The organism is Edaphobacter sp., from assembly GCF_035532915.1.
In the GTDB taxonomy this organism is placed as follows: Bacteria; Acidobacteriota; Terriglobia; order Terriglobales; family Acidobacteriaceae; genus Edaphobacter.
Genome location: NZ_DATKQC010000360.1, coordinates 14,808 through 40,662, shown reverse-complemented (window position 1 = coordinate 40,662; position 25,855 = coordinate 14,808). Strand labels below are relative to the sequence as shown.

Here is a 25,855-nt window from a genome sequence, read left to right as displayed (position 1 = left end):
AGATCATGCAGCAACAAGGAATCCCCTCGCGCTGGGCCACAGCGACCGATTCAAACGAGATCTTTCGCGCCGTGATGGGAACCGCTCCGGCGGCGGACTATATGCCCATCGCAAAACAGTGGAATTTCGGTAGCAGCCACGTGGTGGCAGACCTCGGAGGGGGTGGCGGATCGCTGCTTGCAGCCATCCTGTCCGCGAACCCTCACCTCCACGGCATGTTGGTCGATCGCGCCGAATCGATCGACGCTGCAAGATCGCGCTTCCAGAACAATGAACTCGCCAGCAGATGCAAGCTCGTCACCGCCGATCTATGCGCGGCTGTTCCTCCCGACGCGGACGTATATCTTCTCAAGCACGTCCTGCATGGATACAACGACACGGTTGCCGGAAAGGTTCTCGAGAACTGCCGCAACGTGATGACCAGCGAAGCCCGCCTTCTCGTCATCGAGTTTGTGCTTCCCGATGTTGTCTTCGGTCCCGATCTCCATCTGCAGACGCGGCTTTTCAGCGACCTCAACATGCTCGCCGTTACTGGAGGCAAAGAGCGCAGCGCCTCGGAGTGGACTGCACTGCTTCAGGCTTCAGGATTTACTACGATGCAATTCATCCCCGTAGCCGAACTGGACGTCTCCATCATCGAGGCGCGAACCACCTTATAGACAAAGCTCGTCTAAGCCGCAGCCCCCGAGGCCGGCTTGTTCTTGTTAAGGAAATAGAATCCCAGCCCAATCCCCAGCAGCGTCAACATTGCCGCCAATCCGAGTATCCGCAGCACCGCCACGGTGTATTTCCCGGATGACGGAACATAGTTGCAGCAGTACAACAGGAACAGGTCCTTCGCTGTGGCGATCTTCAGATGCGATGCATTGACCAGCGCCAGCCGGACGTCTCTCGTCGGATAGTCGATCCCCGCCAGGTACTCCGACATCTTTCCCTCGGGCGTGGCGAACATGATGACGCTCGAATGCGCGAACTGGTCCATCTTTCCGTCCGGCCCCGGCACCCGCACATAATGGAAGCCGGTGGCCTCGCTGAGTGCGGTGATCGAAGGCTCCTGCCCGGTGAGGAAGTGAACGCTGTCTCCTGCGCCCGGCTGCCCGATCCCAGCGAGAAATGTCTTCTTCGCCGCTGCTGCATCCGCGGGTGTATCCATAGGATCGATACTCGCCACGACTACGTCGTAATCTTTCCCCGCGGTGAACCCCGTTCCCTTCAATCCCGCGGCCATGCCGTGCAATACCTGCGGGCAGAGCATACCGCACTTGAAGTAGACCAGCGCCAGCGCAATAGGGCGCTGATGGAAGTACTGTCCCAGCATCACCTGCTTCCCTGCGTCATCGACGAAAGCAGTGGAGAGAGGCAGCGGCTGGTTCAACCGCTCAACCAGACCCGCACCCTTCAGATAGTCCCGCGTCTGCTGCGCCATGGTTCCCATCGGCTTGTCCGCGCCGATCTGCTGCCCATACGCCGACGTTGCCAACAATCCAACCCCTGCTACCGCTATCACGCACAAGCGCCGAAACCCGATCAAAGCATCCTCCAGCCGACTCTTCTTCCATGCTACGCCCGTTCCACCGACAGGAGGCTATTCTAGATAGATAGGCGAATAACAACATCAGTCATCGACCATTAGAGGACAACATGATCGTCATCAGCGAAGAATACGTAGACCTGGCCACGCCGAATGGCCCCATGCGCACTCACATCGTCCGCCCCGCCGCGCCGGGACGCTACCCGGGCGTCGTCTTCTACTCGGAGATCTTCCAGATCACCGCGCCGATCCGCCGCACCGCGATGCTGCTGGCAGGACAGGGCTACATCGTCGCTATGCCCGAGATCTATCACGAGTTCGAACCCGCAGGCACCGTCTTCGCCTACGATCAGGCTGGCTCCGACCGCGGCAACGCGCTCAAGACCGCCAAGACCGTTCAGAGCTACGACGACGACGCCCGCGCCGTCATCGACCACCTGAAGGGCCGTCCTGACTGCACCGGGCACATCGGAGCGCTGGGCATCTGCATCGGCGGACACCTCGCCTTCCGCGCCGCCATGAACCCCGATGTCATCGCCACCGCCTGCTTCTACGCCACCGACATCCACAAAGGCGGCCTGGGCAAAGGCATGAGCGACGACTCGCTCCAGCGCGCCGCCGACATCAAAGGCGAACTCCTCATGATCTGGGGCCGTCAGGACCCCCACATCCCCCTTGAAGGCCGTCTCAAAGTCCTCGCCCGGCTGAACGAGCTTGCCACCCGCCTGAGCTGGCACGAGGTCAATGGAGCCCACGCTTTTATGCGCGACGAAGGCCCCCGCTACGATCCCGAGCTCGCCTACAGTCTCTATGGTCTGGTCTTCAACCTCTTCCACCGCAAACTAGGGCAGGGCGATCTGGCCGCCACCGCCGCCTCAACCGAGACCCGCCACTAACATCCTTCAAACCTATTGACACCCCCGATACAATTAATTCAGAAGGTAAAAAGAGAAGCCCGGCACTCGCCGGGCTTTTTCACTTGACCCGAAGTCCACCCGAAGTCCGGACTTCGGGTGGACTTGGATCGGACTTAAGTTATCTGTTTGGAAGACTTTAGGACTTAAAGTACAGGGGGGTACATACATCAACGCCAGCTCACTGCAAGATGCCAGCGCATCTCCCGGTCGCGAGCTTTCTCAAGGACCTCGGCGTACTCCCTCAACTCTGAGAGCACCTGTTTGCCCTCGGTGCCGAGCTGCTGGGGGTCGTCGCGAAGGGCCTGCAAAAGCGCCTGCACCGTCTTCAAACCGTCAGCCGGCGGATACCATTGCGGCGGCGGAAGCTTTCGCAGTAGCTCCTGATCGCCGGCGCCTTCTTCGATGAGGAGAGCCATCGAGTTCTCGTCCGCCGAGAAGAACTCGATCAGCGGGCGTACGCCAAGGTTGAGTGCGAGCTTTTCGAGCGCGTCCTCGTGCCGGGCCAGCGAACGGCCATTGACGAAGATATCGAACCCCGGGTCCTCACCCTCGACGACGATGTACATGGAAGCTGCCATTCAAGGAAGTGTACCCCTGCGTCGAGCGGAAAATCTATCGTATCGAGAGTACCGCATCAGAGTCCCAACCCCTCGAAAACAAGAGGTACGCTGCTCCGGCCACCAGCAGGACCAGGCCTGCGGCCATTCTCACCGTCAAAGGAGGATGCAAAAATGCGAAGCCTTCCAGAACGATGAAGAGAGGAACAATCAGGTATCGCACAGCAAGACGCACGGGGGACATCTCGCGCAGAAGCCATACCAGCAGAAGCAGCTCAACCAGGTTGTAGAGCGAGTGAATCGAGAGCAGGCCTGACAATCCAATCCAGGACACTCCGCTCCAACTTTCTGCAGAGGGCAGGTTTACAAAGTGGCAGGCGATAAGGAACGCGGCATTGGAGAGAGACACGACTGCCAAAGCCTCAATCGTCCCGAATCCGCGCAGCAGATGATAGATCGCTTCACTTGCAAAGCCACCCAGCGCAACTACCACTAGAAGAACGCCGAAGACGATTTGTCCGCGCGGCGATGTTGGGAAGCTGAATGGAAGCAGGAGTAAAACTCCGCCAAAACCGATCAGTGCCGGAAGGGAGAAGCGTCGAACACCGGGCTCGGATTCGCGGGCCGCAGCAACCATTACAACGACAAACGGCACAAGAGCAAAGAGCGCAGCGCGGCTGATATCCGATATTGCATTGCGAGCCCACTCTCCCAACACGGCAGGCACACCGAGTAGAAGGATGCTCACGGCGGCTACCTGCAAGCAAGCACGCCACTGTAATCGAGCACGCGCGCGCCGATACGCCAATATCAACGCAACAAGCCCAACGACACCGTAGAAGCAACCCTGCTGCGCGATGGGAGATTCTTCGCTTGCACCGGCAGGCAGCAGCCATGAACTCGACAGCAGCAGGCACAGGCAGAAAAACGCGATCCAGATGCTGCGTCGCGTTTGCTGTGGCCCGGCTATCAGCATGAATCGGCCCCCTGAGAGCTTTGATGAAGTCTTCGCGGCAAATGCAGAGGGGCCGCGCAGTCTGCGCGGCCCCTCACACAATCAACAACGATTACTGGTTTCCGTTACCACCGGCGGGGCGAGGAGCACCACCACCGGAACCACCACGACGTCCGCTGCGGCGACGGCGGCTGCCGCCACCGGGGCGACGTTGTCCGCCGGGCCCGGCAGCAGCGCCGGAGCCTTCGCCCGTGGTCGCAGGAGCACCATCGGCACGGTTGAAGTTAGGCTCGTCGTCAGAATCCGGTGAGTCCGTATCGTCCTCGTCCTCGAAGTCGTCACCATCTTCCGCATCGGAGACGTGCTCTTCAGATGCGGTTGCATGAGGAGCAGCGGGAGCACCATCGATACCGACCTGTCCAGGCTCGGGAAGTCCCAGCTTGGCGCGCTGCTCCCGCAGAACTGCCTTGCGGGAGAGCTTGATGCGGTTGCCTTCGATGGCGAGTACCTTGACCAGAATCTGGTCGCCCTCGCGAAGCTCGTCCTTGACCTCTTTGACGCGATGCTCCGCGATCTCGGAGACGTGGAGCAGGCCGTCGGTACCGGGGAAGATCTCGACGAATGCGCCGAACTCTGCCAGACGAACCACCTTGCCGAGATAGGTTTTTCCGACCTCGGGCACAGCGGTGATGTCGCTGATCATCTGGATGGCGCGGGCCAGGCCGTCGGCGTCGCTCGAAGCAACGTTGACGCGACCGGTATCGTCCACATCGATCTTGACGCCGGTGGCCTCGACGATACCGCGGATGACCTTGCCGCCAGGTCCGATGAGATCGCGAATCTTGTCGGTCGGAATCTGGATGGTGTGAATGCGGGGAGCAAACTGCGACTTCTCCTCGCGGGCTCCGGAGATGGTCGCGTCCATGGTGTCGAGGAGGTTCAGACGGTTCTTGCGAGCCTGCTCGAGCGCCTCGCGCATGATCTGCGGAGTGATGCCCATGATCTTGATGTCCATCTGGAGCGCGGTAATGCCCTTGCGTGTACCGGCCACCTTGAAGTCCATGTCGCCGTAGTGGTCTTCCGCACCGGCGATGTCGGTGAGAATGGCGTACTTGTCACCCTCTTTGACGAGTCCCATGGCCACGCCGGCTACTGCGCCCTTGATGGGAATGCCCGCCTGCATGAGTGCAAGCGACGCGCCGCAGATGGTGGCCATGCTGGAGGATCCATTGGATTCCAGAATGTCGGAGACGACGCGAAGGGTGTACGGGCTCTCGTCCTCGCCAGGAAGGACGGCCTCAATCGCACGCCAGGCGAGTGCGCCATGGCCGATCTCGCGGCGGCCGACGCCGGTCATGCGACCGACTTCGCCCACGGAGAACGGGGGGAAGTTGTAGTGGAGCATGAAGCGACGCTTTTGCTCGCCTTCGTAGCTCTCCATACGCTGCGCGTCATCGGTGGTGCCGAGGGTCGCGGAGACAAGGGCCTGGGTTTCGCCACGGGTAAAGAGGGCGGAGCCGTGGACGCGGGGCAGAACGCCGACCTCGACAGTGACCTCGCGGATCTGGTCGAAGGCGCGGTGATCGGGACGGATGCGCTCGTTGAGGACCTGCTCGCGGAAGATGTTTTCGCGCAGCAGCTCATAGTATTTGCTGAGCTTCTTGGCAGCTACGGCATCGCCTTCGGGAAGGTCGCGCTTGAGCTCGTCCTTGATCTCCTTGACCAGCGCGTAGCTCTCGAACTTGGGGTGCTTCTGGGTGTCGAGCGCGTCCTTCAACTTCTCGCCGACCTTGGCAGTCAGGGCGTTGAGGTACTCATGATCGGTCTCGATCGCGGTGACGAGGCGCTTGGTCTTGCCAGCGCGGCTGACCAGATCTTCGATGGCAGCGCAGATCTTCTTGATCTCGACATGAGCGAACTCGATGGCGCCGACGACCGACTCCTCCGAGGTCTCCTTGGAACCGGACTCGACCATGACGATGCCGTCTTTAGTGCCGACGACCATGATGTTCAGCGTGCTCTTGGCGCGCTCCGCGTAGGTGGGGTTGACAATGTACTGTCCATCGATGTGGCCGACGCGTACCGCGCCAACCGGGCCGTGGAAGGGAATGTCCGAGAGCGCGAGGGCGCAGCTTGCACCGTTGATGCCAAGCACGTCGGGATCGTTTTCCTTATCGGCGGAGTAGACGAACGCGACCACCTGGGTCTCGTTGCGGAAGGCCTCGGGGAAGAGCGGGCGGATGGGACGGTCGATCTGACGGCTGGTCAGGATCTCCTTCTCACTGGGGCGGCCTTCGCGCTTGATGAAGCCGCCGGGAATGCGGCCCCCGGCATAGGTGAACTCGCGGTACTCGACCGTGAGGGGGAAGAAGTCGATGCCTTCCTTGGGGTCGGGAGAGGCTACGGCAGTCGCCAGAATAACGTTGTCTCCGCTGGAGGTAAGCGCTGCGCCGGAGGCCTGCTTGGCCATGCGCCCTGTCTCAAATTTAATCTGCTTGCCGCCGGCAAGCTCAACTGTAACGTCCTGCTTCATGTTGCCCTCTTCTCTCGTTTTATCTATATAGAAACTTGTTGGATCGCGTCATCCTCTTGCGGGCGCGAAAATGCAGCTCCACGGGGCCGCCTATCGAGCCGCCTGGAAGCTGCACAGTAAGAAATCTTTGACAAATGATACTTGTCCGGCTCGGTCAACCATCGATGCATGACACAACCCACTCATCGTCAGCGACTCCAGCGGCAAGGCCATACGTGACCTTGCACGAGAAGTTGCAGCCGAACGAGAGCGGGCCGTGCATGCTTCCATAGGATTGAACGGTGTCTCCGGAGACAATGCGCTACTTGCGGATTCCCAACTTACCGATGACTTCGCGGTAACGGTCCGCGTCGCACTTTTTGAGGTAATCAAGCAGGCCGCGACGTTTGCTCACGAGCATGAGAAGCCCGCGGCGCGATCCGTGGTCCTTCTTGTGGGTCTTGAAATGCTCCGTCAACTCGCCAATACGCTCACTCAGAATCGCGATCTGAACCTCGGGACTCCCGGTGTCTGAGTCGTGTGTACGGAACTTTGCAATAATGTCTGTCTTTTTAGCAGATGCCAGCACAGATGTCTTTTACTCCTGATCTTCTAGTCCACTCTTAGTGTCTACGTTAGGATAGCACCGCTCACGAAAGGCAGCAATAAGCCGGGGAAGGCATTTCAGGGAAGGGGTGGGAGAATCCAAAGGTTGAGTCGTAACCCTTAGCGGCGCTGGGGAAATCCTCAGGGAACCGAATGCCGTATTGATTCAATGACACTTGCGCAGTTTCATTGTGATTCGACGCAACATATTCCCGGTGCGTGTACCAGTCGAGGCACCCATATCCACTGGAATGCCCCGTAAACTGGCAGGATGGACAAGTTTGTTGTACGCGGCGGAAATCCGCTTCTCGGCACGATTAAAGTCTCCGGAGCGAAGAACTCCGCCCTTCCCTGTATGGCCGCCGCCATCCTCACCGAGGATGAGGTCATCCTTGAAAATATCCCGCAGGTGCGCGATATCGAGACCGAGCGCAAGCTGCTGGCCAGCATGGGGGCCGAGGTCGAACTAGGCTATGGACGAGCGCAGCATCGCACCCACATCCGCTGCGCTGTGCTGTCGGACCCCGTCGCCAAGTATGAGATCGTCAAGACAATGCGCGCCAGTTCGCTGGTGCTGGGGCCACTGATCGCCCGCACCGGCGTGGCTCGCGTTGCCATGCCGGGAGGCTGCGCGATTGGCGGACGTCCAATCGATCTGCACATCAAAGGCCTGGAGGCGATGGGCGCTACCATCACGCAGGAACATGGCTACCTGGAAGCCCGCACGGACAGGCTGAAGGGAGCACGCATCGTCTTCGACAAGATCACCGTCACGGGAACCGAAGACCTTCTGATGGCGGCGACGCTTGCCGAGGGCGAGACTATCTTCGAGAACTGCGCGAGAGAGCCGGAGGTAACTGATCTTGCCGCTCTGCTGGTCGCGATGGGAGCCAAGATCGAAGGCGCGGGGACGTCCACGATCCGTGTGCAGGGCGTCGCGAAGCTGCATGGAGCGCGTCACCGGATCAATCCCGACCGCATCGAAGCCGGGACGTTTCTGATTGCCGGAGCGATTACCGGGGGCGACCTGAACGTCGATTGCTGCGAGCCCGCCCACCTGAGCGCATTGATCTACAAGCTGGAGCAGTGCGGCGTTCGCATCGACGTGGGGACCGACCATATTCGTGTTCGCAGCGGCGGCAACCTGAAGGCGGCGGACATTTCGACCGAAGAGTATCCAGGCTTTCCAACCGACATGCAGGCGCAGTACATGGCGCTGGCCACGCAGGCGGAAGGAACGACCATCGTTACGGAGAATATCTTCGAGAACCGCTTCATGCATGTGCAGGAACTGAACCGCATGGGCGCCAACATCACGGTGCAGGGACGAACGGCCACGGTGCAGGGCAAGACGCCGTTGCAGTCGGCCGCGGTGATGTGCTCGGACCTGCGGGCTTCGGCTTCGCTGGTGCTGGCGGCGCTGGTGGCAGACGGCGAGACGATTCTGGACCGGGTCTACCACATGGACCGCGGCTACGAGCGGCTGGAGGAGAAGCTGCGCGGCGTGGGAGCGCAGATTCGACGGATGGGGGACGTTTTCGGGAAGAAATAAGGTAATTCCGCATTTCTCACTGAAACTTGGACTGTGCAAGGATAGTGAATGAAGATTTTTCTGTTTGTCCTGGTCGCGACTGTGTTTGAGGCCGTGGGTGACGCCGTTGTGCGGATTGCGCTTCACAATCCTTCGCCGATAATGCGCACCGGGCTCTTTGTAATTGGAGGGCTGCTGCTGACGCTCTACGGGACCTCGCTCAACCTGGCTCCGGTGGAGTTTGCCGCCGTCACCGGCATGTATATCGCGACACTGTTCGTGGTGTTTCAGATTACCAACTACACCTTCTTCCGAACTCTCCCGACGCCGGCCGTCGTGGTGGGCGGAACGCTGATCGTGACCGGCGGCCTGATCGTCTCACTATGGAAGTAACCGAACCAGCGCGGCGCTGGTTCGACTTCGTTCGCTGAAATAAGGGTATTCGGTGGTACAAAGGTTGCACTACACTGCAACCTGAGAGCCGGAGAACCATGACAGGAAAGAAAAAAGTGTCCGAGGCCGGCAAGCCGGTAACGCTGAAGATCCTGGCGGAGTATCTGGATCTCTCACCGGCGACCGTCTCCATCGTGCTGAACGATTCGCCAGTGGCCAAGTCGATCTCCGCCGCGACCAAGGAGCGGGTACACGCCGCGGCAAAGAAGTTTGAGTATCGCCCCAACCTGCACGCGCGCATGTTGCGGACGCGAGTGACCAACACCGTTGGCCTCATCGTGCCCGAGGTCAGCGAAGGATACTTTACCGGCGTGATGCTGGGCGTCGAACAATATCTTTTGCAAGAGGGCTTTCTTTACTTCACCGTCAGCCATCTGGGACGTCCCGACCTGATCGAGGAGTATCCGCAACTGCTGATGAACCGGGCCGTCGACGGCTTCCTGATGGTGAACACCGAGCTGAAGCACAAGGTACCGCTGCCAGTGGTGGGCATCTCGTCGCACAGCAAGACTCCGGGGCTGACGAATGTCGTGCTCGATCACAATCGAGCCGCGAAGATGGCGCTACGCCATCTCTATGATCTGGGCCACCGCCGTATCGCATTCATGAAGGGGTCGAAGTACGTCAGCGATTCGGTTGCGCGCTGGGAGGCGATCGTCAGCATTGCGCAGGAGATTGGGATCACGGTTCGTCCGGAGCTTTGCATTCAGCTGGAGAAGAACTCGTGGTCGCCGGAACTGGGCTATTCCCCGGTGAGGGAGCTGCTGGCGCGCACGCGCGACTTTACAGCCATCTTCTGCTTCAACGATACGGCGGCGATCGGCGCGATTCGCGCCATCGAAGATGTCGGACTTAGCTGTCCGCGCGATATCTCGGTGATCGGCTTTGACGACATCATCGTCGCCGAATACTATAACCCCCGGCTGACAACGATTCGGCAGCCTCTGCACAAAATGGGCTGGACAGCAGCGCAGTTGCTGGTCAACCGGATTCACTCACCGAATGAACCGTATCCTGACGCGGTGTGGTTTGAGCCAGAGCTCGTGGTCAGAGAATCGACAGCTGGCGTTCGCGAGGATCGCCCTGTGAAAGCGCTCAAGGCAAAACATTAAACTTCATGAATCTGCGTGAACCGACAAGCGTGGAATTCGAAGACATTTCCCCGACGCCGGAACAGTGCATTGCCAGAGATCACACCATTGACCACTGATGGGCCGAGAACTCGAACGGACGCCTTCTATGCGCTGGGGCCAATCTTCTTCTATTTCTTTGTGGCAGGCATTGCGACCGTCATGCTGGGACCGCTGCTTCCGTCGCTGATCGGCCGGTGGCATATTCAGGACGCGCAAGCCGGCACCTTGTTCACGACGACATTCGCAGGGCAACTCTGCGGAGCATGGTTCGCAACGCGCAATCTTCGCGCCAGCGTGGTGTGCGGCGCATGCATCAGCGCAGTGGGATGCGCCTGGATGGGCTGGACCAATTTCAGCACGGCACATGTCGCCCTCTTCTGCGTGGGACTCGGCCTGGGCGCGGGCCTTACGGCAGGCAATGTCATTTCGGGTATCGCGATACCGTCGGCACGCACGCGCGTGATTGCGTTGCTGAACATGACGTGGGGAGCAGGAGCGATCAGCTGCTCGCTGCTGGTGCGAGCCTGCGGTGCAGGCCGAGTGCGGCTCTTCTTCTGCGTACTTGCGGCCTGCCTGGTAGCAGCAGCCGCCTTTGCAATCGCTTTGCCTAACGATAGCAAGCTTGAGCCGGAGGTGGTGGGAGAGACAGACTCGAAGGAGAAGAGCAGGATGCCGATGCCACTGTGGCCGCTGCTGCTCTTCTCTGCCGCGATGCTGCTGTTCGTGGGGATAGAGAATGCGCTGGGGGGATGGCTGCCCAGCTATGGCGTGCGCACGAGCTCGGCGCTGCTGGCTTCGTCCATTGCACTCTATTTCTGGGTGGCCGAGATGACGGGGCGGCTTCTGCTGGCAGTGCTGACCGATCTTTTTGGTGAAGCTTCGCTGTATCGAGGAAGCGTTGCTCTGCTCATCGTGGCAGAGGTTGTGCTGATTGTGGCGAAGCATCTGAGCGCGGGAGGAGTGGTGGCGCTCACTCTTTTATGCGGGCTTGCCATCGCTCCCATCTATCCGCTGATACTTTCGTTCTTTCTGGCACGCACGGGAAATCATCCACGGCTAGGGCGCGTCTTTGCCGCTGCTTCGCTTGGAGGGGCAACTCTGCCGTGGCTGACGGGAGTGGTCTCGACCCGGTTCCATGGGCTGCGCGCCGGACTTGCTGTACCTGCAGTGGGAACAGTCCTGCTGTTGTTGCTCGCCGGTGTTATTACCAGTACGCCGATGCTCTCGTCGCGAGCAGCCGAAAGGTAAATCGCGTAATCCGCAATGAAAGCGCCGATTGCTTGTCTCCTGTTTACTGAGTTCTTTATAGTTTTGCGTAGACGCGCCGCGCAATCCGCAGCGAAGGAAACCTATGACCCCGATGTCCCCGGAAGAACTTGCAAAGAAAACAGGAGCGGGTCTACTCTCGTTTCCGGTTACTCATTTCACCGATGCCTACGCCTTTGACGAGGCTCCCTATCGCGAGCATCTCGACTGGCTGCTGCAGCACAAACCGGCGGGACTGTTCGCAGCGGGAGGCACGGGCGAGTTCTTCTCACTTACTCTGCAAGAGTTCTCGGCAGTTGTAACAGCCGCGGTGCAGCAGACCAACCATCGCGTCCCTGTAGTGGCTGGTTGCGGATATGGCACTGCAATCGCAAAGCAGTTTGCGCAGGCTGCGGAGAGTGCAGGCGCGGATGGCATCCTGCTCTTGCCGCCATACCTGGTCAACGCAGAGCCTGCGGGAATCATGGCTCATGTCGAAGCGGTGTGCGCTTCCACCAGCCTTGGCGTGATCTTCTACAACCGCGACAACGCCATCATCAACGACGTGACGCTGGAGCGCCTGTGCGAGCGCTGCCCCAACCTGGTCGGCTTCAAAGACGGCTATGGCGACATCGAGCTGATGACGCGGATCTATGCTCGCATGGGCGACCGGCTCACCTATATTGGCGGGCTGCCGACGGCAGAGACCTTTGCGTTGCCCTATCTGGAGATGGGTGTCACTACTTATTCTTCGGCGATCTTCAACTTTCTTCCACAGTTCGCGCAGGACTTCTACGCAGCCGTACGCAGGCGCGATCATGCGGAGGTCTTCAAGCAGTTGCGAGATTTCGTTCTGCCTTACATCGACATCCGCAACCGGCGTAAAGGCTACGCGGTGTCGATCGTCAAGGCAGGAATGCGCGCCATTGGCAAGCCCGCAGGCAGGGTCCGCACACCGCTCACCGATCTCGACCAAAACGAGCTGGACGTTTTGACCAGGCTGATCTCTGGCCGTTCCTAAGTTGACAGGGAGACTATGAGCGCCGGCAAGCAGACTCACATACGCTACCTGATCGTGTCGATGCTGTTCATCGCCAGCTGCTTCAGCTATGGCGACCGGGTCGCACTCTCCATCGCCGGTACCGCGATGGAGAAAGAACTGGCGCTGGACCCGGTGAAGCTGGGCTTTCTGCTGTCGGGCTTCAGTTGGGCCTACGTGCTTGGCCAGTTGCCCTCCGGAGGTCTGCTGGATCGCTTCGGCTCGAAGCGCGTCTATGGCATCAGCATCATCTGCTGGACGGTCTGCGCCTTCCTCGTCGGCTTCACAGGATATCTCGCTGCGGCGTGGGTCTTCAGCGCGATCTTCATTCTGCGGCTGCTGTCGGGCCTGGCGCAGTCCCCTGTCTTCCCTGGCAATGGGCGTATCGTCGCCGCATGGTTTCCCACGGCGGAGCGTGGAGGAGCCTCCGCGATCTTCAATGCCTCGCAGTATTTTGCGCTGGTTGTCTTCGCTCCACTCTTCGGATGGCTCACACACTCCTATGGATGGAGAAGCTGCTTCTGGTTTATGGGTGTGTTCGGCTTCGTGCTGGCCTTCGCCTGGTGGAAGACGGTCTACAAGGTGAAGGACCATCCGCTGATCTCGGAGTCGGAGATCGAGTGCATCGAACGTGGCGGCGGCTTGGTCAACGTCGACCGTGCGGCAGGTGGAAGATCGACCGCCCATGCCCTTACATGGGCCGGAGTCAGACAGTTGCTGAGCCAGCGCATGCTGGTGGGAATTTATCTTGGGCAGTTTTGCATCACGACTCTAACCTATTTTTTCATTACGTGGTTTCCCGTGTACCTGGTGCAGGCGCGGCACATGTCCATCCTTCGCGGAGGATTCGCAGCGGCATTGCCGGCATTATGCGGCTCCGTCGGGGGTGTACTTGGAGGACTATGCTCCGATGCGCTCCTCCGCCGAGGCCGCTCGCTCACGTTTGCGCGAAAGGCGCCCATCATCGCAGGCATGTTCCTCTCGGTCACGATGATCGCATGCAACTATACCAATGTGCAGGCCGTCGTCATGTTCCTGATGTCGCTGGCATTTTTCGGCAAGGGCTTCGGCGCGCTGGGCTGGACGGTGATCGCAGACACATCGCCGAAGGAGTTGATCGGGTTGAACGGCGGGCTCTTCAATCTGTTTGGCAACACAGCCGGTATCACGACGCCGATTGTGATTGGATATCTGGTGAAGAGAACGGGCTCGTTCAATGACGCGCTGATCTTCGTCGGCATTGCCGCACTGCTGGCTATCTTCAGCTATGTCGTGATCGTCGGCGAGATCAAGCGGCTTGAGCTGCAACCACAGGCGGCGTCACGATAAGACAGGACGAAACATTCGGAGGAGAGCTGTGAATCCCACAGAGACGATCATTCCGCGCAAGCAGACGCCCGTAATCACCAGCATGAAGGTGATCCCAGTGGCAGGACACGACAGTATGCTGTTGAACCTAAGCGGCGCACACGCACCGTTCTTCACGCGCAACGTCGTTCTGCTGACGGACAATGCAGGCAACACAGGCGTAGGCGAGGTTCCGGGCGGAGAGAAGATTCGCCGTGTGCTCGAAGAGTCACAAGCGCTGGTAGTGGGACAACCTCTGGCTGCTTATAACGCGATTCTGAATACGGTACGAGTGCGCTTCGCCGATCACGACCGCGAGGGCCGCGGGTTGCAGACCTTCGACCTTCGCACGACCGTCCATGCAGTGACCGCAATCGAATCGGCGCTCCTCGATCTACTCGGCCAGTTTCTTGAGTTGCCGGTTGCAGCGCTTCTGGGAGAGGGTCAGCAGCGGCTGAGCATCGAGGTTCTGGGCTACCTGTTCTTCATTGGCGACAGGAAGAAGGCGAACCTTCCCTATCGCAGCGAGCCGGATGCGAACGACGCGTGGCTGCGGCTGCGCCACGAAGAAGCCTTAACCACCGACGCCGTGTTGCGGTTAGCAGAGGCAGCTCATGCACGCTATGGATTCAACGACTACAAGTTGAAGGGCGGGGTGCTGGCGGGCGCACAGGAGATGGAGACGGTTGCCGCGCTGGCAGAGCGCTTTCCCAATGCGCGCATTACGCTGGACCCGAATGGCGCATGGTCGCTCGATGAGGCGGTACGTCTTTGCCGGGGCAAGCAGCATGTGCTGGCCTACGCCGAGGACCCATGCGGCGCCGAGCAGGGATTCTCCGGCCGCGAGATCATGGCCGAGTTCCGGCGTGCCACTGGCCTGCCCACAGCGACCAACATGATTGCGACCGACTGGCGTGAGTTGAAGCACGCGATTCAACTCAACGCCATCGACATTCCTCTGGCCGATCCACACTTCTGGACGATGCAAGGCTCGGTGCGCGTGGCACAGCTTTGCCGCGAGTGGGGACTCACATGGGGGTCGCACTCCAACAATCATTTCGACATCTCGATGGCGATGTTCACGCATGTAGCGGCAGCAGCGCCGGGCAAGACCACCGCGATTGATACGCATTGGATCTGGCAGGATGGGCAATACCTCACCAAAGAACCGCTCAAAATCGTTGACGGCAGGATTGCCGTGCCGGACCGCCCGGGGCTTGGCGTCGAGATCGACATGGGCCAGATCGAACGCGCCCACGCGCTCTACAATACGATGGAGCTGGGAGCACGAGACGATGCGAAGGCAATGCAGTTTCTTGTTCCGAACTGGAAATTCAACCCGAAGCGGCCCTGCCTGGTCCCATAGATTTTTAGCAGTGATAGAAGGAACAACATGCCCAGCGGAAATCAATTGCGCCCTCTCTTCGTGCAAGTGCACCCACAGGACACGGTGGCCATCATCGTGAACGAGGGCGGGCTGCCCGCAGGCACCGAGTTCGATTCGGGGCTGAAGCTGATCGAGGATATTCCAGAAGCACACAAGGTAGCGCTGGTCGATATGCCAGCCGGAGCGCCCATACTGCGGTATGGATCGGTGATTGGATACACGGAGCGTCCCATTGCAAGAGGCAGTTGGGTGCATGAAGAGCGGATGCGTCTGCCTGTTGCTCCCTCGCTCGAGAACCTTCCCTGTGCAACCGCTGTGCCTGCACCGATGCCTCCGCTCGAGGGCTATACCTTTGAGGGCTTCCTCAACGATGACGGATCGGTCGGCACGAAGAATATTCTCGGCATCACAACCACTGTCCAATGTGTCGCCGCGACCGTCGACTTCGCCGTCAAGCGCATCAAGGCTGAAATTTTACCGCGCTACCCTAACATTGACGACGTCATCGCACTGACCCACAACTACGGCTGCGGCGTCGCTATCGATGCACCCGGAGCCGAGATTCCTATCCGTACGCTGCGCAACCTCAGCCTCAACCCAAACCTGGGCGGCGCGCCGATGGTGGTGAGCCTTGGCTGCGAAAAACTGCAACCGGTGCGGCTGCTTCCTTCCAGCACACTGCCCATTCTTGGGACAGGAGCTTATATCGTTCGCATGCAGGACGAGCAACACCATAGCTTCGGCGATATGGTGGCTGCCATCATGGAGCTGGCAGAGAAACGGCTTACCGAGCTTAATCGAAGAACGCGAGTTACGCGGCCTGCATCCGATCTCGTCGTCGGGCTGCAGTGCGGCGGCAGCGATGCCTTCTCCGGTGTCACCGCAAATCCAGCTGTGGGCTATGCATCCGACCTGCTGGTTCGTGCCGGAGCGACCGTGATGTTCTCCGAAGTCACCGAGGTTCGCGATGCGATTCATCTACTTACAGCGCGTGCAGAAAACGAACAGGTCGCCCGCGATCTCATCCGCGAGATGGCGTGGTATGACACCTATCTGGAGCGCGGCGGAGTAGACCGCAGCGCCAACCCCACTCCCGGAAATAAGAAGGGAGGCTTGACCAACATCGTCGAGAAGGCGCTGGGCTCAACGGCGAAGGCTGGCACCAGCGCGATTGCGGGCGTCTTCGGCCCAGGCGAGCGCGTCACAAAAAAAGGATTGATCTTCGCCGCTACCCCGGCCAGCGACTTCATCTGCGGAACCCTGCAACTCGCAGCGTCCATGAACATGCACGTCTTCACCACCGGGCGCGGCACGCCCTATGGTCTTGCGATGTGCCCTGTGATCAAAGTGGCATCGCGATCTACGCTGGCGCAGCGATGGTCCGATCTCATCGACCTCGACGCAGGCAGCATCGCCACTGGCGATGCGACAATTGAGCAAGTCGGCACGCACCTCTTCCAGATGATTCTTGATGTAGCCAGCGGGCGCAGGCAGACATGGGCAGATCACTGGGGATTGCACAATGACCTCGCGCTCTTCAATCCTGCGCCTGTTACCTAGCTTCCTGGTTCGAACTTCAGCCGCTGTATTTTTCTGTTGACGACACAGCGTCGAAGTCCAGTTCCAAAGGCTCTATCATTGGCATCAGCCATTCGCCCAGCGCTTGGTGAACGGGATGCGGAAAGTATGCGTCGAGCGCTGCCTTGTCGGCGAATTTCATCACACCGCCAAACGTATGGTCCTTTCCTCGCGGCGAATCATTGGTGCCCACATGGGTCTCAAGCAGTCCGGGAATCTTGCCCTGCAGCGCGAGAATCTCCTGCTTGACGTGCTTCTTCTGCTCCTCGGTTATTCCTTCCACCCATCGAAACAAGAACGCGTGAATATACATGCGATTGATTCTCCTTAGCTCTCCGCGCATTTGCGGTGCGGCAAAAACTTTGCCGGCGTTGCCTTCAAAAATATCATCCCACGTTTTCTGACGGGGCAAACAACCGCTCTCTCATGCACTTCGCTATCAGCGGGCAACCGAACGACGCTTTGGCGCACCCTATTAAATGCGACCTGTAAGGTGTGGATCGCGAACGGAACATTCCCTGCCGGAATGACTCTTCGAATCCTTAGTTTTTAAATCCCTGTTCAGGAGCTCAAAGATGAAAATACGTTGTCAGGCAATCAACAGGTTCATGCGCAGCATCCCTATGACTCTCGCAGGTGCGGCGCTTCTCAGCGTTCCTTGCGCCATCGCCCAGATGCCTCCTGGAGGAGGGCAGCAGACGTCTCCAACGCAGCAGACGACACCTGGGACCCAGCCGGGCACACAACCGGGAGCGTCACCCATGGACCAGCCAACCGGCAGCAATCAGGATCCGAATGGACCTGCAGCCATGATGGACAAGGCGTTCGTCCGTCAGGCGCTGCAAGGCGGAATGGCCCAGATTCAGCTTGGCCAACTCGCACTACAGAAGAGCAGCAACCCTGATGTAAAGCAGTTTGCACAGAAGGTGGTCGATGACCATACAAAACTTGGCGATGCGATGAAGCAGGTAGCGCAACAGATGAACGTCAAAACGCCCGATTCGCTGTCGGGCAAGGACAAATCGACGATCGCCAAACTGAATGCGCTGAATGGCGATGCGTTCGACAAGGCCTACATCAAAGACATGGTGAAGGATCATAAACAGGATGAGAAGTTATTTAAGCAGGAGGCGGAGAACACCTCCAACCCTGCACTGAAGAACCTTGTTTCGCAGGGCGGCCAGATGATTGGCCAGCACCTGCAGATGATTGAGCAGATCGCTCAGAAGAACAACGTTGTTGCATCAAAATAACTGGCACAATCGGCTTACGTGTAAGTCGTCTATGAACCCAGAAGGGGCGCTTTATCGAGCCTGTTACGGAACTCTGGTTGGCTATAGCAAGAAGAACGCTCCGGTTGGGGAGCGTTCTTTGTTTTGAGGTCTGCTGCTTCTCAGGCTGGGGTGAGTTTTGCGGTGAGTTTCTGTCCTCCGAGGATATTGACCATGCGTTTGAGGTTGTAGGCCATGGTGGCGAGGCTGATTTCGGTCTGCGCGCCGCCTGTACCGCGCAGCAGCAGGCGGGGATGGCCGAAGATACGGTACTTGAGCGCGGCGAAGGGATGCTCGACAGTCGAGCGCCGAAGTCTCATCGCCTCCGGCGTAGCTCTCTGCTGCATGCGGTTGAGCGCGTCTTCGTCGATCAGTCGCATCACCAGCCGTTGCGAAGCGTTCGTGCAGCGGGGCTTCATCGCGCACCCGCCGCAGTCAGCTTTGCTCGCTGTATACAAGATGGCCTTGTCTTTCTTCGAGAGCTGCTTACGCTTCAGCGTCTTGTCCGCCGGACAGAGGTAGGTGTCCGTCTCCGTCTGGTAGCGGAAGAGGATGCGGTCGAACAACGTGCCGTCGCCGTGACTGTTGCTGCTGCGGTTGGCAGGCACATGAGCAAGCAGTCCGGCTGCTTCACAGCGTGCGGCCTGTTCGGCGTTGGAGTAACCCGCATCGGCAACGACGTTCATCCGCTCGACGCCGAGCGCCTTCTGCGCCGCTTCGGCCATCGGCTGCAGTTGCCGGTTGTCGGCCGCATGGAGCGTCACGGCGTGGACCACGATCAGCGCGTGCTCTGCATCCACCGCCGTCTGTATGTTGTAGGCCGGGGCCTTGGTCTGCGCCACCATCATGATGCGGGCCTCCGGTTCCCGATGACGCTTCAGCTTCTCCAGTGCCGCCTGCACCGCCGACGGATCGATCTCCGCCTGGGCCTCCTCATCGGCCTTCGCGCAACTGTCCAGGTAGCGTTCCACGGCCTGCCGCTCGCGCACGCTGCCGGTGCTGGAGACAGCGCGGAACTTCGTTCCATCGATGGCGATCCACTCGCCGCGGATCAGACCGCAGCCCTGCGCGAACCGCACCAGTTCGGCCCCGGCAGCCGTCACCGCGTCGCGATGCACGCGACGGAACTCCGCGATGGACTTGTGGTCGGGATAGAGACGGCCCAGCAGCCACATCAGCTCCACGTTGCGGCGGCACTCCGCCTCCAACCGCCGCGAAGAGCGCAGGGTGTGCAGATAGCCGTACAGGTACAGCTTCAACAGGTCGCGAGGATCGTAACCCGGACGGCCCGTCTCTGCCGCCTCCGCCCGCTCGAACCCAAGCTCGGACATCTTCAGACCGTCCACGAACGCATCGACCACACGGCACACATGATCTGCCGGAACCAGATCGTCCAGCACCACAGGAAACAGCGTCCCCTGGTCCCGCCCTTCACCCTGGATGTAGCCCATAAAGAGAAATGCCCTCGCTTCCACGAGGGCATCTTCTCATCTTTAGCTGTTTAAATCTTAGTTCCGTAACAGACTCTGATTGCCGGGCCCCTTTTGCTGTGCCGGGTGCGGCAGATGCAGTGTTGACCGATCAACTTATTTTCTTCGGAAGCTATCCGCTGTCGATTGGAATTAGTATAGGTGCGTAGCAACTGACGAAAACTTGTGCGCATTTCCTGTTCACAGTCATAACTCCGGAGAACTCATCATGCAGTCGATTCGCAAACTCCTTCCCCTCGCCTTTGTAACCCTTTTCATTTTTTCCGCTCTAGGTATCTCTGCGCTGGCACAGCCGCAGCCTCAACCCGAGACGCAGCCGCCAATCTATCTCGGCACGGCATGGTATCCGGAGCAGTGGCCGGAGTCGCGCTGGGACGCCGATCTTAGGCTGATGCAGCAGGCAGGAATTCGTTTTGTGCGCATCACGGAGTTTGCATGGTCATCGATTGAACCTGAAGAGGCCGTGTACAAGTTCGATTGGGTAGACCATGCCATCGACGATGCGGCAAAGCACCACATTTTCGTTGTGCTGGGCACGCCGACGGCGGCTCCTCCGGCATGGCTGACACAGAAGTATCCCGAGACACTGCGCATCATGGAAGATGGCCGGCGTGACGAGCATGGCAACCGCGAGCAGTTCAACTGGGCCAATCCAAAGTACCGTGAGCTTTGCCGCGGCATTGCAGAGAAGATGGCGAAGCGCTATGGGCATAACCCCAACGTCATTGGCTGGCAGATCGACAACGAGTACGCGGCGGAGTCGTATGGGCTCGACGTGCAGAAGCAGTTTCAGGACTGGCTGAAGGCCCGCTATGGCACGCTCGACAATTTGAATGAGCGCTGGACCACCGCCTACTGGAGCGAGACCTATTCAGACTGGTCGCAAATTCCGATTGAGGAGAAGTATGGCAATCCGGGACTGTTGCTGAACTGGAAGCGATTTGTATCCGATACCTACCGCAGCTACCAGAAGAACCAGCTCGATGTAATTCGCGCCAATAGCGATCGGCGGCAGTTCATCACGACCAACATGATGGGCTGGTTCGATGGCTACGATCACTACACCGTCTCGCAGGACCTCGATCTCGCATCGTGGGATGACTATGTTGGGCGTGGGCATCTCGATCCAAACCGCAATGGCGCGGCGAACGACCTGACGCGCGGGTTCCTGCGCAAGAACTTCTGGATCATGGAGACGCAGCCGGGATTCGTGAACTGGGCCCCGGTAAATACGGTGCTCGATAAGGGCGAGGTGCGTGCGATGGCGTGGCATAACGTTGGCCATGGCGCGGACGCAGTGAGCTACTGGCAATGGCGCTCCGACCTGAACGGTCAGGAGGAGTTGCATGGCACGCTGATTGGGGCGGATGGAACCCCGGTTCCGGTCTACTCCGAAGTCGCGCAGATTGGGAAGGAGTTTGCCAAGGCTGGACCCGCGCTGGCAGGAACAAGCGTTCATTCGCAGGTCGCGATTCTTCACTCCTACGACAGCCGGTGGGCCATCAACTGGCAGCGGCACAATCAGGCATTCGATCCGGTCACGCAGATCGTGAGCTACTACAAGCCGCTGCGCGAGGTCGCGCAGTCCGTCGACATTGTGCCGCCGACCACACCGCTCGACGGCTACAAGCTGGTGGTTGCGCCGGGGCTTGAGGTGATATCAAAGGCCGAAGCGGAAAATTTGATCGCCTATGTCAAAAATGGCGGCCACCTTGTGCTGGGGCAGCGCACCGGCATGAAGAACGAAGACAACGGACTGTGGCCGGAACGCGAGCCTGGTCCGCTGACCGAGTTGCTCGGAGGGAGAGTCGATCAGTTTTATGCGATCGACGACAAGCCCGGGGACACGGTTCCCGTAAGCGGAATATGGGGCAACACCACCTCGAAGATCTGGGCCGAGCAGCTCAGCACCTCAGCGCCGGATACGAAGGTGCTGATGACCTATGGCAAGAGCAATGGCTGGCTGGACGGCAAGCCCGCTGTGATTACGCGCAAGGTAGGAAAAGGCCAGATCACGTACATCGGCGCATGGATGGATGATGCGACGATGCTAAAAGCGGCGAAGTGGATGGCGGAGACGAGCGGCGTTACCGCGGAGTTTGGCCCTGTACCCACGGGCGTTGATGTCTACCCGCGCGAAGGCGATGGAAAGAAAGTCTTCATCCTCGTCAACTTCGACAAGACACCGCAAACTGTCACCCTGCCGTCGATGATGCGCGATGTGCTTAACGACAAAGAGATCCACACCGTATCGCTCAACCATTACGGTGTGGCCGTATTACAGGCAAAGTAAATCCTGTTTTAAATAGCAAAGAGGAGCCGGGTCTAAGATGCCCGGCTCTCCTCTTGCCTACTTACCGATCCGTACAGACCTGGGTTTGGGGCGGTAAGTAAGTTCAATGGGTGGCCCGAAGTGTCAGTCTACTTTTGATCTTCCAGCAGCAAACTGATCACGTAGCTGGATGAAACCGATCACGACAACCGCAAGCAGAGCTGGAATAAACAAAAGGTACATTGATACATCCTCCTGACGAACATGCGATCTAAGCGAGTTCTCCGCTATGCCCATCGCAGTGATTTATCGATAGCCCTGCGATGGGCATAACCTTTGCTGCAACGACATACCACCGGCCCAACTAATCAAAAGCGTTTGCTGCTTATACCTGAAGCTTGCGGCAGATCACCTGAATAAGAAGGGCAAGCTTGCGTTTCACTTCGTGGTTCTCCCCGCTCGCCACGAAGGAAAGCCAAAAGGCCTTTGGTCAAGATCTCGTACGCTCATATGCAGGCGCCTTGATCGAATAGGTGTGTACGGGATAGCTGACAGCAAGCAGACGGCCAAATGCGAAAATTGGAATAATTTCGCGATTTTCTTGGTTTTCTATGGATCAAAGGAGCTATTCCCAGCCCCTTGAGAAAAACTTTTCCTGCAATTTACTGTGGGAAGGTAAAAGATTTGCAGAGAAGCCGCCCGCGCGCTACAGATGAAACACAGTGAAAGCTTATAGGCTTGGTGCCTATAGCTGCCGTCTCTCTTATCTCGTTCGGTCTTCTCTTTAGACTGCGATAGTGAACGTGTCTTCGCTTCGCGTCACAGCCCGGTACAGGGTGTCACGCTCGAACGGCACACGACCCGCCTCAGTAATGAGGCGGATGAGATCCGTACGACGCATCCCCTGCGGAGTTGTCGCTCCGGCATCATGGTAGATCTTCTCCTCGACCACGGTGCCGTCGATATCGTCAGCCCCAAAGCGAAGCGCGATCTGCGCCATCTTTGGCGAGACCATCTGCCAGTAGCTCTTGATGTGGGAGAAGTTGTCGAGCATCAGGCGGCCTATCGCGATCTGCTTGATGTCGAGCATCCCGGTGGTGCGGGGAATATGCGCGAGCGCCGTATGGTCCGGGTGGAAGGCCAGCGGGATAAAGGTCTGGAAGCCACCGGTCTCGTCCTGCACAGCGCGCAGCCTGATCATGTGGTCGACGCGGTCTTCGTCGTTCTCAACATGGCCATAGAGCATGGTCGCGTTGGATCGCAAGCCCATCTGGTGAGCGGTCTTGGCAGTCTCCAGCCACTCGCCGCCGTCGATCTTGTGATCGCAGATAATATGCCGGACGCGGTCAGCGAATATCTCCGCCCCACCGCCGGGCATGGAGTCCACGCCTGCGTCCTTCATGCGCTGCAAAGTCTCGGGGATCGTCATCTTGCCGCGCTTGGCGAGGAACGCCACCTCAACCATCGTGAACGCCTTGATGTGCACCTTGGGAAAGCGCTGCTTGAGGCCGCGCACCAGGTCCATGAAGTATTCAAAGGGAAGGTCGGGATGCAGCCCGCCGACGATGTGAAACTCGGTGATGGCCTCGGAGTAGCCCGATCCAGCCGTCTCCCACGCCTCTTCGAGCGCCATGGTATAGGTTCCAGCCTCGCCCTTCTTTCGCCCGAAGGCGCACAGGCGGCAGGAGGCGACGCAGATGTTGGTCGGGTTGATGTGACGATTGACGTTGAAGTAGGCCAGGTCGCCGTGCAGCCGCTCGCGAACCATGTTGGCCAGCCAGCCGATGGCCAGGATGTCCCCGCTCCGGTAGAGCGCTACGCCATCGTCAAAGCTGAGCCGCTCGCCACGCTGCACCTTCTCCGCAATGGGCAGAAGGAATGCATCGTCTGTCTGAAAAGAGTGTCGCGGGCGCGCTGCTGCCGAGGTAAGACTCATACTACGATTCTATTCCTTCTTCTAAGGTCGGGCGATGATCGCCGGCTTGGTCGATGTCTCGGGCGTGGTGGATGCCTCGGTATTGCTGGACACCTCCTTTGACGCCACCATGCGCGGCTGTACCACGATGCCGTCAAACAGGGTTGCCCCCACCAGATGGTCTCCTACTGGCCGTGCCAGCCGAAGCGACCAGCCTGCGTTCCAGTACTGCACCTTTCTGTCGGGCAGATGGACGGCGTAGACAATGGTGTTCTTGTTGTTGGCCGTAATCAGGATGCGCTGCTCCCGCGCGTCGTAGAAGAGGTTGCTCACATCGTGGATGGAGAAGCGGCTCATGGTATGCCAGGTCGCGCCTTCGTCTTCGGAGAAGAAGACGCCTTCGCGGCCACCCACCCATAGGCCACCAGCACCATCGACTGCCACAGCAGCAAGCTGCGTGACCACCGACGGCAGGCTTATCGTCTTCCACTTGCGGCCATTATCTATCGACAGCGAGAGGCTGTTCAGGTCGGCTACCGCAGTCATGGACCGTGCAGCGGCAACAAACCGCCAGCTCTGCCGCCCCAGGCCGGGCGTCAGCTGCCAGTTCTGGCCAGCGGTAACACTCTGCAAGAGACCGTCGGTTGTGGCGGCGTAAAGCGTATCCCCCGACCGCGCAATGGCATTGACGCTGCCGCCGAAGGGGTCCGCATGGGAGCGCCGGGGGGTCACAGCTACAGCCCGGCCGGCGTGTCTCGCACCGGTTCTCCTTGTCGAGACCGCACTCGCGGCCTGGAGGCTCACATCATCAACGCGGTTCCAGAGCTGGCCCTGAAGCCGATAGAGGCCGTGAGCGGTGCCCGCGATGATGGTTCCATCCGAAGCTTGCCCGAGGCTGAAGACGTCGCTGCCGTTCAGGCCCGCGCTGAGCTGGCTCCATGTCAGGCCGCCGTTATTACTGACGAAAACCCCGCCCCACTCCTTGTCGTTGACCACGCCAACATAGATTGTTGCCGGATGCTCGTCATCCTGCACATAAGCCACGATCTGTCGCGAGGAGAACCCGCTATTGGAGGGCAGGAAGCTCATGCCTCCATCGTTGCTAGCCAGCACACCGCCTTTGTCCGTCGCCAGAAGCACGCGGTCGGCATCAGAAGGATCGACGTATACGTCGTTCACGATCACTTCAGGGCCGGTTGTACGCAGCCATGATTTGCCGGAGTCGCTGGAGCGGAACAGGCCTTCCGTGGTTCCGGCGAAGACGATGTTCAGGTGCTGCGGGTCCTGCATCAGGACGCGCGTTCTGCGGGCAGTAGAGGGGATGCCCTGGATCTTCTGAAATTTGAGGCCCTGATCCTGGCTCTTGTAGATGCCGGAACAGGCGCTGGCGTAGACGGTAGTTGGCTGCTTGGGGTCGACGATGATCGAAAACACATCGGAGTCGTCGATGATCCCCTCTTTGATATTTTTCCAGTGCGCGCCGCCATCGGTGGTCTTCCACGGCAGATGCCAGGTTCCGGCGTAGATGATCTGAGGATCGACCGGATCAATTGCGATCGATTCGACCTCGTGCAGTTCCTTGCTGCCTTCGGGGCTGATGAGCTTCCAGTGAATACCGCTGTCGGTCGAGCGATAGACGCCAAGTAACGTACCGGCGATGACGGTCCTGGGGTCGGATGAAGAGGCGGCAAGGGAACGAATGGATTGCCCCTTCATGTCATTGTCGCTGCTCCAGGTGACGCCGCCATCCTTGCTGTCGTAGAGGCCGCCATAGGTGCTGCCCAACACCCACGCACCCACGAGAATATGTCTGGGGTTGGATTTGTCGATGACAATGGAATCCAACACCAGATCGTTGAGCCCTCCCACAAGTGCAAGACGCTTCCAGTCATGGCCGCGATCATGGGACTCGTAGATCCAGCCGTTCAGCGCTCCCAGATACAGATGCGACGCATCCAGAGGATCGGCTACCACCGTCCTCGCGTCCCCGCCATCCGGGCCAAAAGGCAGCCAGGTGGCTGCGTTGCCACGCAGGCAGGTGAAGGCAAGGAACAATGCAAGGAAAAAGATTTGAAATCTGTACCGTCTGGTCAACGTATTCATCCCGGTTCTACAA

Annotated in this window: 21 protein-coding genes; 12 read left to right on the top strand and 9 right to left on the bottom strand. The window is 59.1% G+C overall.

Annotated elements, in window-relative coordinates:
• A partial coding sequence (locus VMU57_RS17235) for a methyltransferase (RefSeq protein WP_325385652.1) occupies positions 1-659 on the top strand: 659 nt, incomplete at its 5' end.
• Between the two features lie 11 nt (positions 660-670).
• Here VMU57_RS17235 and VMU57_RS17230 read toward each other — a convergent pair.
• Positions 671-1,480, bottom strand: a complete 810-nt coding sequence (locus VMU57_RS17230; protein ID WP_325385650.1) for an SCO family protein — start codon at positions 1,478-1,480, stop codon at positions 671-673.
• Between the two features lie 161 nt (positions 1,481-1,641).
• On the opposite strand from VMU57_RS17230, the gene VMU57_RS17225 reads away from it, so the two are divergent.
• The gene (locus tag VMU57_RS17225) at positions 1,642-2,427 is read left to right on the top strand and encodes a dienelactone hydrolase family protein (protein WP_325385648.1); all 786 of its coding nucleotides are present in this window, start codon (positions 1,642-1,644) and stop codon (positions 2,425-2,427) included.
• Between the two features lie 188 nt (positions 2,428-2,615).
• Here the strand turns inward: VMU57_RS17225 and VMU57_RS17220 are convergent, their stop codons facing one another.
• The 4 genes from VMU57_RS17220 to rpsO form a co-directional block, all read right to left on the bottom strand.
• On the bottom strand, positions 2,616-3,026 hold the full coding sequence (locus VMU57_RS17220) for a hypothetical protein (protein WP_325385646.1): 411 nt from the start codon (positions 3,024-3,026) through the stop codon (positions 2,616-2,618).
• 34 nt (positions 3,027-3,060) lie between these two features.
• Positions 3,061-3,981, bottom strand: a complete 921-nt coding sequence (locus tag VMU57_RS17215; RefSeq protein ID WP_325385644.1) for a hypothetical protein — start codon at positions 3,979-3,981, stop codon at positions 3,061-3,063.
• 91 nt (positions 3,982-4,072) lie between these two features.
• Positions 4,073-6,493, bottom strand: a complete 2,421-nt coding sequence (gene pnp, locus VMU57_RS17210; RefSeq protein WP_325385642.1) for a polyribonucleotide nucleotidyltransferase — start codon at positions 6,491-6,493, stop codon at positions 4,073-4,075.
• Between the two features lie 301 nt (positions 6,494-6,794).
• Positions 6,795-7,061: a 30S ribosomal protein S15 gene (gene rpsO, locus VMU57_RS17205; RefSeq protein WP_325385640.1), complete on the bottom strand. Its 267-nt coding sequence runs from the start codon at positions 7,059-7,061 to the stop codon at positions 6,795-6,797.
• Positions 7,062-7,349: 288 nt separating this feature from the next.
• Here rpsO and murA point away from each other — a divergent pair, with 288 nt between their 5' ends.
• The 8 genes from murA (at position 7,350) to garD (ending at position 16,773) form a co-directional block, all read left to right on the top strand.
• Complete coding sequence (gene murA, locus VMU57_RS17200; RefSeq protein ID WP_325385638.1) at positions 7,350-8,630, top strand: UDP-N-acetylglucosamine 1-carboxyvinyltransferase; 1,281 nt, start codon at positions 7,350-7,352, stop codon at positions 8,628-8,630.
• A 48-nt stretch (positions 8,631-8,678) separates the two neighbouring features.
• On the top strand, positions 8,679-9,002 hold the full coding sequence (locus tag VMU57_RS17195; protein WP_325385636.1) for a hypothetical protein: 324 nt from the start codon (positions 8,679-8,681) through the stop codon (positions 9,000-9,002).
• A 98-nt stretch (positions 9,003-9,100) separates the two neighbouring features.
• Positions 9,101-10,174: a LacI family DNA-binding transcriptional regulator gene (locus VMU57_RS17190; protein WP_325385634.1), complete on the top strand. Its 1,074-nt coding sequence runs from the start codon at positions 9,101-9,103 to the stop codon at positions 10,172-10,174.
• A 69-nt stretch (positions 10,175-10,243) separates the two neighbouring features.
• Positions 10,244-11,443, top strand: coding sequence for an MFS transporter (locus VMU57_RS17185; RefSeq protein WP_325385632.1), 1,200 nt, complete (start codon positions 10,244-10,246; stop codon positions 11,441-11,443).
• Between the two features lie 103 nt (positions 11,444-11,546).
• Positions 11,547-12,461 carry a 5-dehydro-4-deoxyglucarate dehydratase gene (gene kdgD / locus VMU57_RS17180; protein WP_325385630.1) on the top strand — a complete coding sequence of 305 codons (915 nt, stop codon included), beginning with the start codon at positions 11,547-11,549 and terminating at the stop codon, positions 12,459-12,461.
• Positions 12,462-12,476: 15 nt separating this feature from the next.
• Positions 12,477-13,808: an MFS transporter gene (locus tag VMU57_RS17175; RefSeq protein ID WP_325385628.1), complete on the top strand. Its 1,332-nt coding sequence runs from the start codon at positions 12,477-12,479 to the stop codon at positions 13,806-13,808.
• Positions 13,809-13,836: 28 nt separating this feature from the next.
• Positions 13,837-15,192 (top strand): glucarate dehydratase, encoded by a 1,356-nt coding sequence (gene gudD, locus VMU57_RS17170; protein ID WP_325385626.1) that lies wholly within the window; start codon positions 13,837-13,839, stop codon positions 15,190-15,192.
• A gap of 27 nt (positions 15,193-15,219) precedes the next feature.
• Positions 15,220-16,773, top strand: coding sequence for a galactarate dehydratase (gene garD / locus VMU57_RS17165; RefSeq protein WP_325385624.1), 1,554 nt, complete (start codon positions 15,220-15,222; stop codon positions 16,771-16,773).
• A gap of 16 nt (positions 16,774-16,789) precedes the next feature.
• On the opposite strand, the gene VMU57_RS17160 is transcribed toward garD, so the two are convergent.
• A complete protein-coding gene (locus VMU57_RS17160) occupies positions 16,790-17,104 on the bottom strand; it encodes a Dabb family protein (protein WP_325385622.1) in 315 nt (104 codons plus the stop codon).
• 262 nt (positions 17,105-17,366) lie between these two features.
• Here VMU57_RS17160 and VMU57_RS17155 point away from each other — a divergent pair, with 262 nt between their 5' ends.
• A complete protein-coding gene (locus VMU57_RS17155) occupies positions 17,367-18,044 on the top strand; it encodes a DUF4142 domain-containing protein (RefSeq protein ID WP_325385620.1) in 678 nt (225 codons plus the stop codon).
• Positions 18,045-18,184: 140 nt separating this feature from the next.
• Here the strand turns inward: VMU57_RS17155 and VMU57_RS17150 are convergent, their stop codons facing one another.
• Positions 18,185-19,537 carry an IS1182 family transposase gene (locus VMU57_RS17150; RefSeq protein WP_414648673.1) on the bottom strand — a complete coding sequence of 451 codons (1,353 nt, stop codon included), beginning with the start codon at positions 19,535-19,537 and terminating at the stop codon, positions 18,185-18,187.
• Between the two features lie 223 nt (positions 19,538-19,760).
• On the opposite strand from VMU57_RS17150, the gene VMU57_RS17145 reads away from it, so the two are divergent.
• Positions 19,761-21,845, top strand: a complete 2,085-nt coding sequence (locus VMU57_RS17145; protein ID WP_325385618.1) for a beta-galactosidase — start codon at positions 19,761-19,763, stop codon at positions 21,843-21,845.
• A gap of 763 nt (positions 21,846-22,608) precedes the next feature.
• Here the strand turns inward: VMU57_RS17145 and mqnE are convergent.
• Both mqnE and VMU57_RS17135 read right to left on the bottom strand, forming a co-directional pair.
• The gene (gene mqnE, locus VMU57_RS17140) at positions 22,609-23,760 is read right to left on the bottom strand and encodes an aminofutalosine synthase MqnE (protein ID WP_325385616.1); all 1,152 of its coding nucleotides are present in this window, start codon (positions 23,758-23,760) and stop codon (positions 22,609-22,611) included.
• Positions 23,761-23,781: 21 nt separating this feature from the next.
• Positions 23,782-25,842: a hypothetical protein gene (locus tag VMU57_RS17135; protein WP_325385614.1), complete on the bottom strand. Its 2,061-nt coding sequence runs from the start codon at positions 25,840-25,842 to the stop codon at positions 23,782-23,784.
• Between the last annotated feature and the right edge of the window lie 13 nt (positions 25,843-25,855).

Excerpts from the sequence above, each read along its gene's own strand:
- kdgD (WP_325385630.1), top strand. The coding sequence starts at position 11,547 with ATGACCCCGATGTCCCCGGAAGAACTTGCAAAGAAAACAGGAGCGGGT.
- VMU57_RS17215 (WP_325385644.1), bottom strand. The coding sequence starts at position 3,981 with ATGCTGATAGCCGGGCCACAGCAAACGCGACGCAGCATCTGGATCGCG.
- mqnE (WP_325385616.1), bottom strand. The coding sequence starts at position 23,760 with ATGAGTCTTACCTCGGCAGCAGCGCGCCCGCGACACTCTTTTCAGACA.
- VMU57_RS17225 (WP_325385648.1), top strand. The coding sequence starts at position 1,642 with ATGATCGTCATCAGCGAAGAATACGTAGACCTGGCCACGCCGAATGGC.
- garD (WP_325385624.1), top strand. The coding sequence starts at position 15,220 with ATGCCCAGCGGAAATCAATTGCGCCCTCTCTTCGTGCAAGTGCACCCA.
- VMU57_RS17135 (WP_325385614.1), bottom strand. The coding sequence starts at position 25,842 with ATGAATACGTTGACCAGACGGTACAGATTTCAAATCTTTTTCCTTGCA.
- VMU57_RS17145 (WP_325385618.1), top strand. The coding sequence starts at position 19,761 with ATGCAGTCGATTCGCAAACTCCTTCCCCTCGCCTTTGTAACCCTTTTC.
- VMU57_RS17160 (WP_325385622.1), bottom strand. The coding sequence starts at position 17,104 with ATGTATATTCACGCGTTCTTGTTTCGATGGGTGGAAGGAATAACCGAG.
- pnp (WP_325385642.1), bottom strand. The coding sequence starts at position 6,493 with ATGAAGCAGGACGTTACAGTTGAGCTTGCCGGCGGCAAGCAGATTAAA.
- murA (WP_325385638.1), top strand. The coding sequence starts at position 7,350 with ATGGACAAGTTTGTTGTACGCGGCGGAAATCCGCTTCTCGGCACGATT.
- VMU57_RS17190 (WP_325385634.1), top strand. The coding sequence starts at position 9,101 with ATGACAGGAAAGAAAAAAGTGTCCGAGGCCGGCAAGCCGGTAACGCTG.
- VMU57_RS17155 (WP_325385620.1), top strand. The coding sequence starts at position 17,367 with ATGAAAATACGTTGTCAGGCAATCAACAGGTTCATGCGCAGCATCCCT.
- VMU57_RS17175 (WP_325385628.1), top strand. The coding sequence starts at position 12,477 with ATGAGCGCCGGCAAGCAGACTCACATACGCTACCTGATCGTGTCGATG.
- VMU57_RS17220 (WP_325385646.1), bottom strand. The coding sequence starts at position 3,026 with ATGGCAGCTTCCATGTACATCGTCGTCGAGGGTGAGGACCCGGGGTTC.
- VMU57_RS17195 (WP_325385636.1), top strand. The coding sequence starts at position 8,679 with ATGAAGATTTTTCTGTTTGTCCTGGTCGCGACTGTGTTTGAGGCCGTG.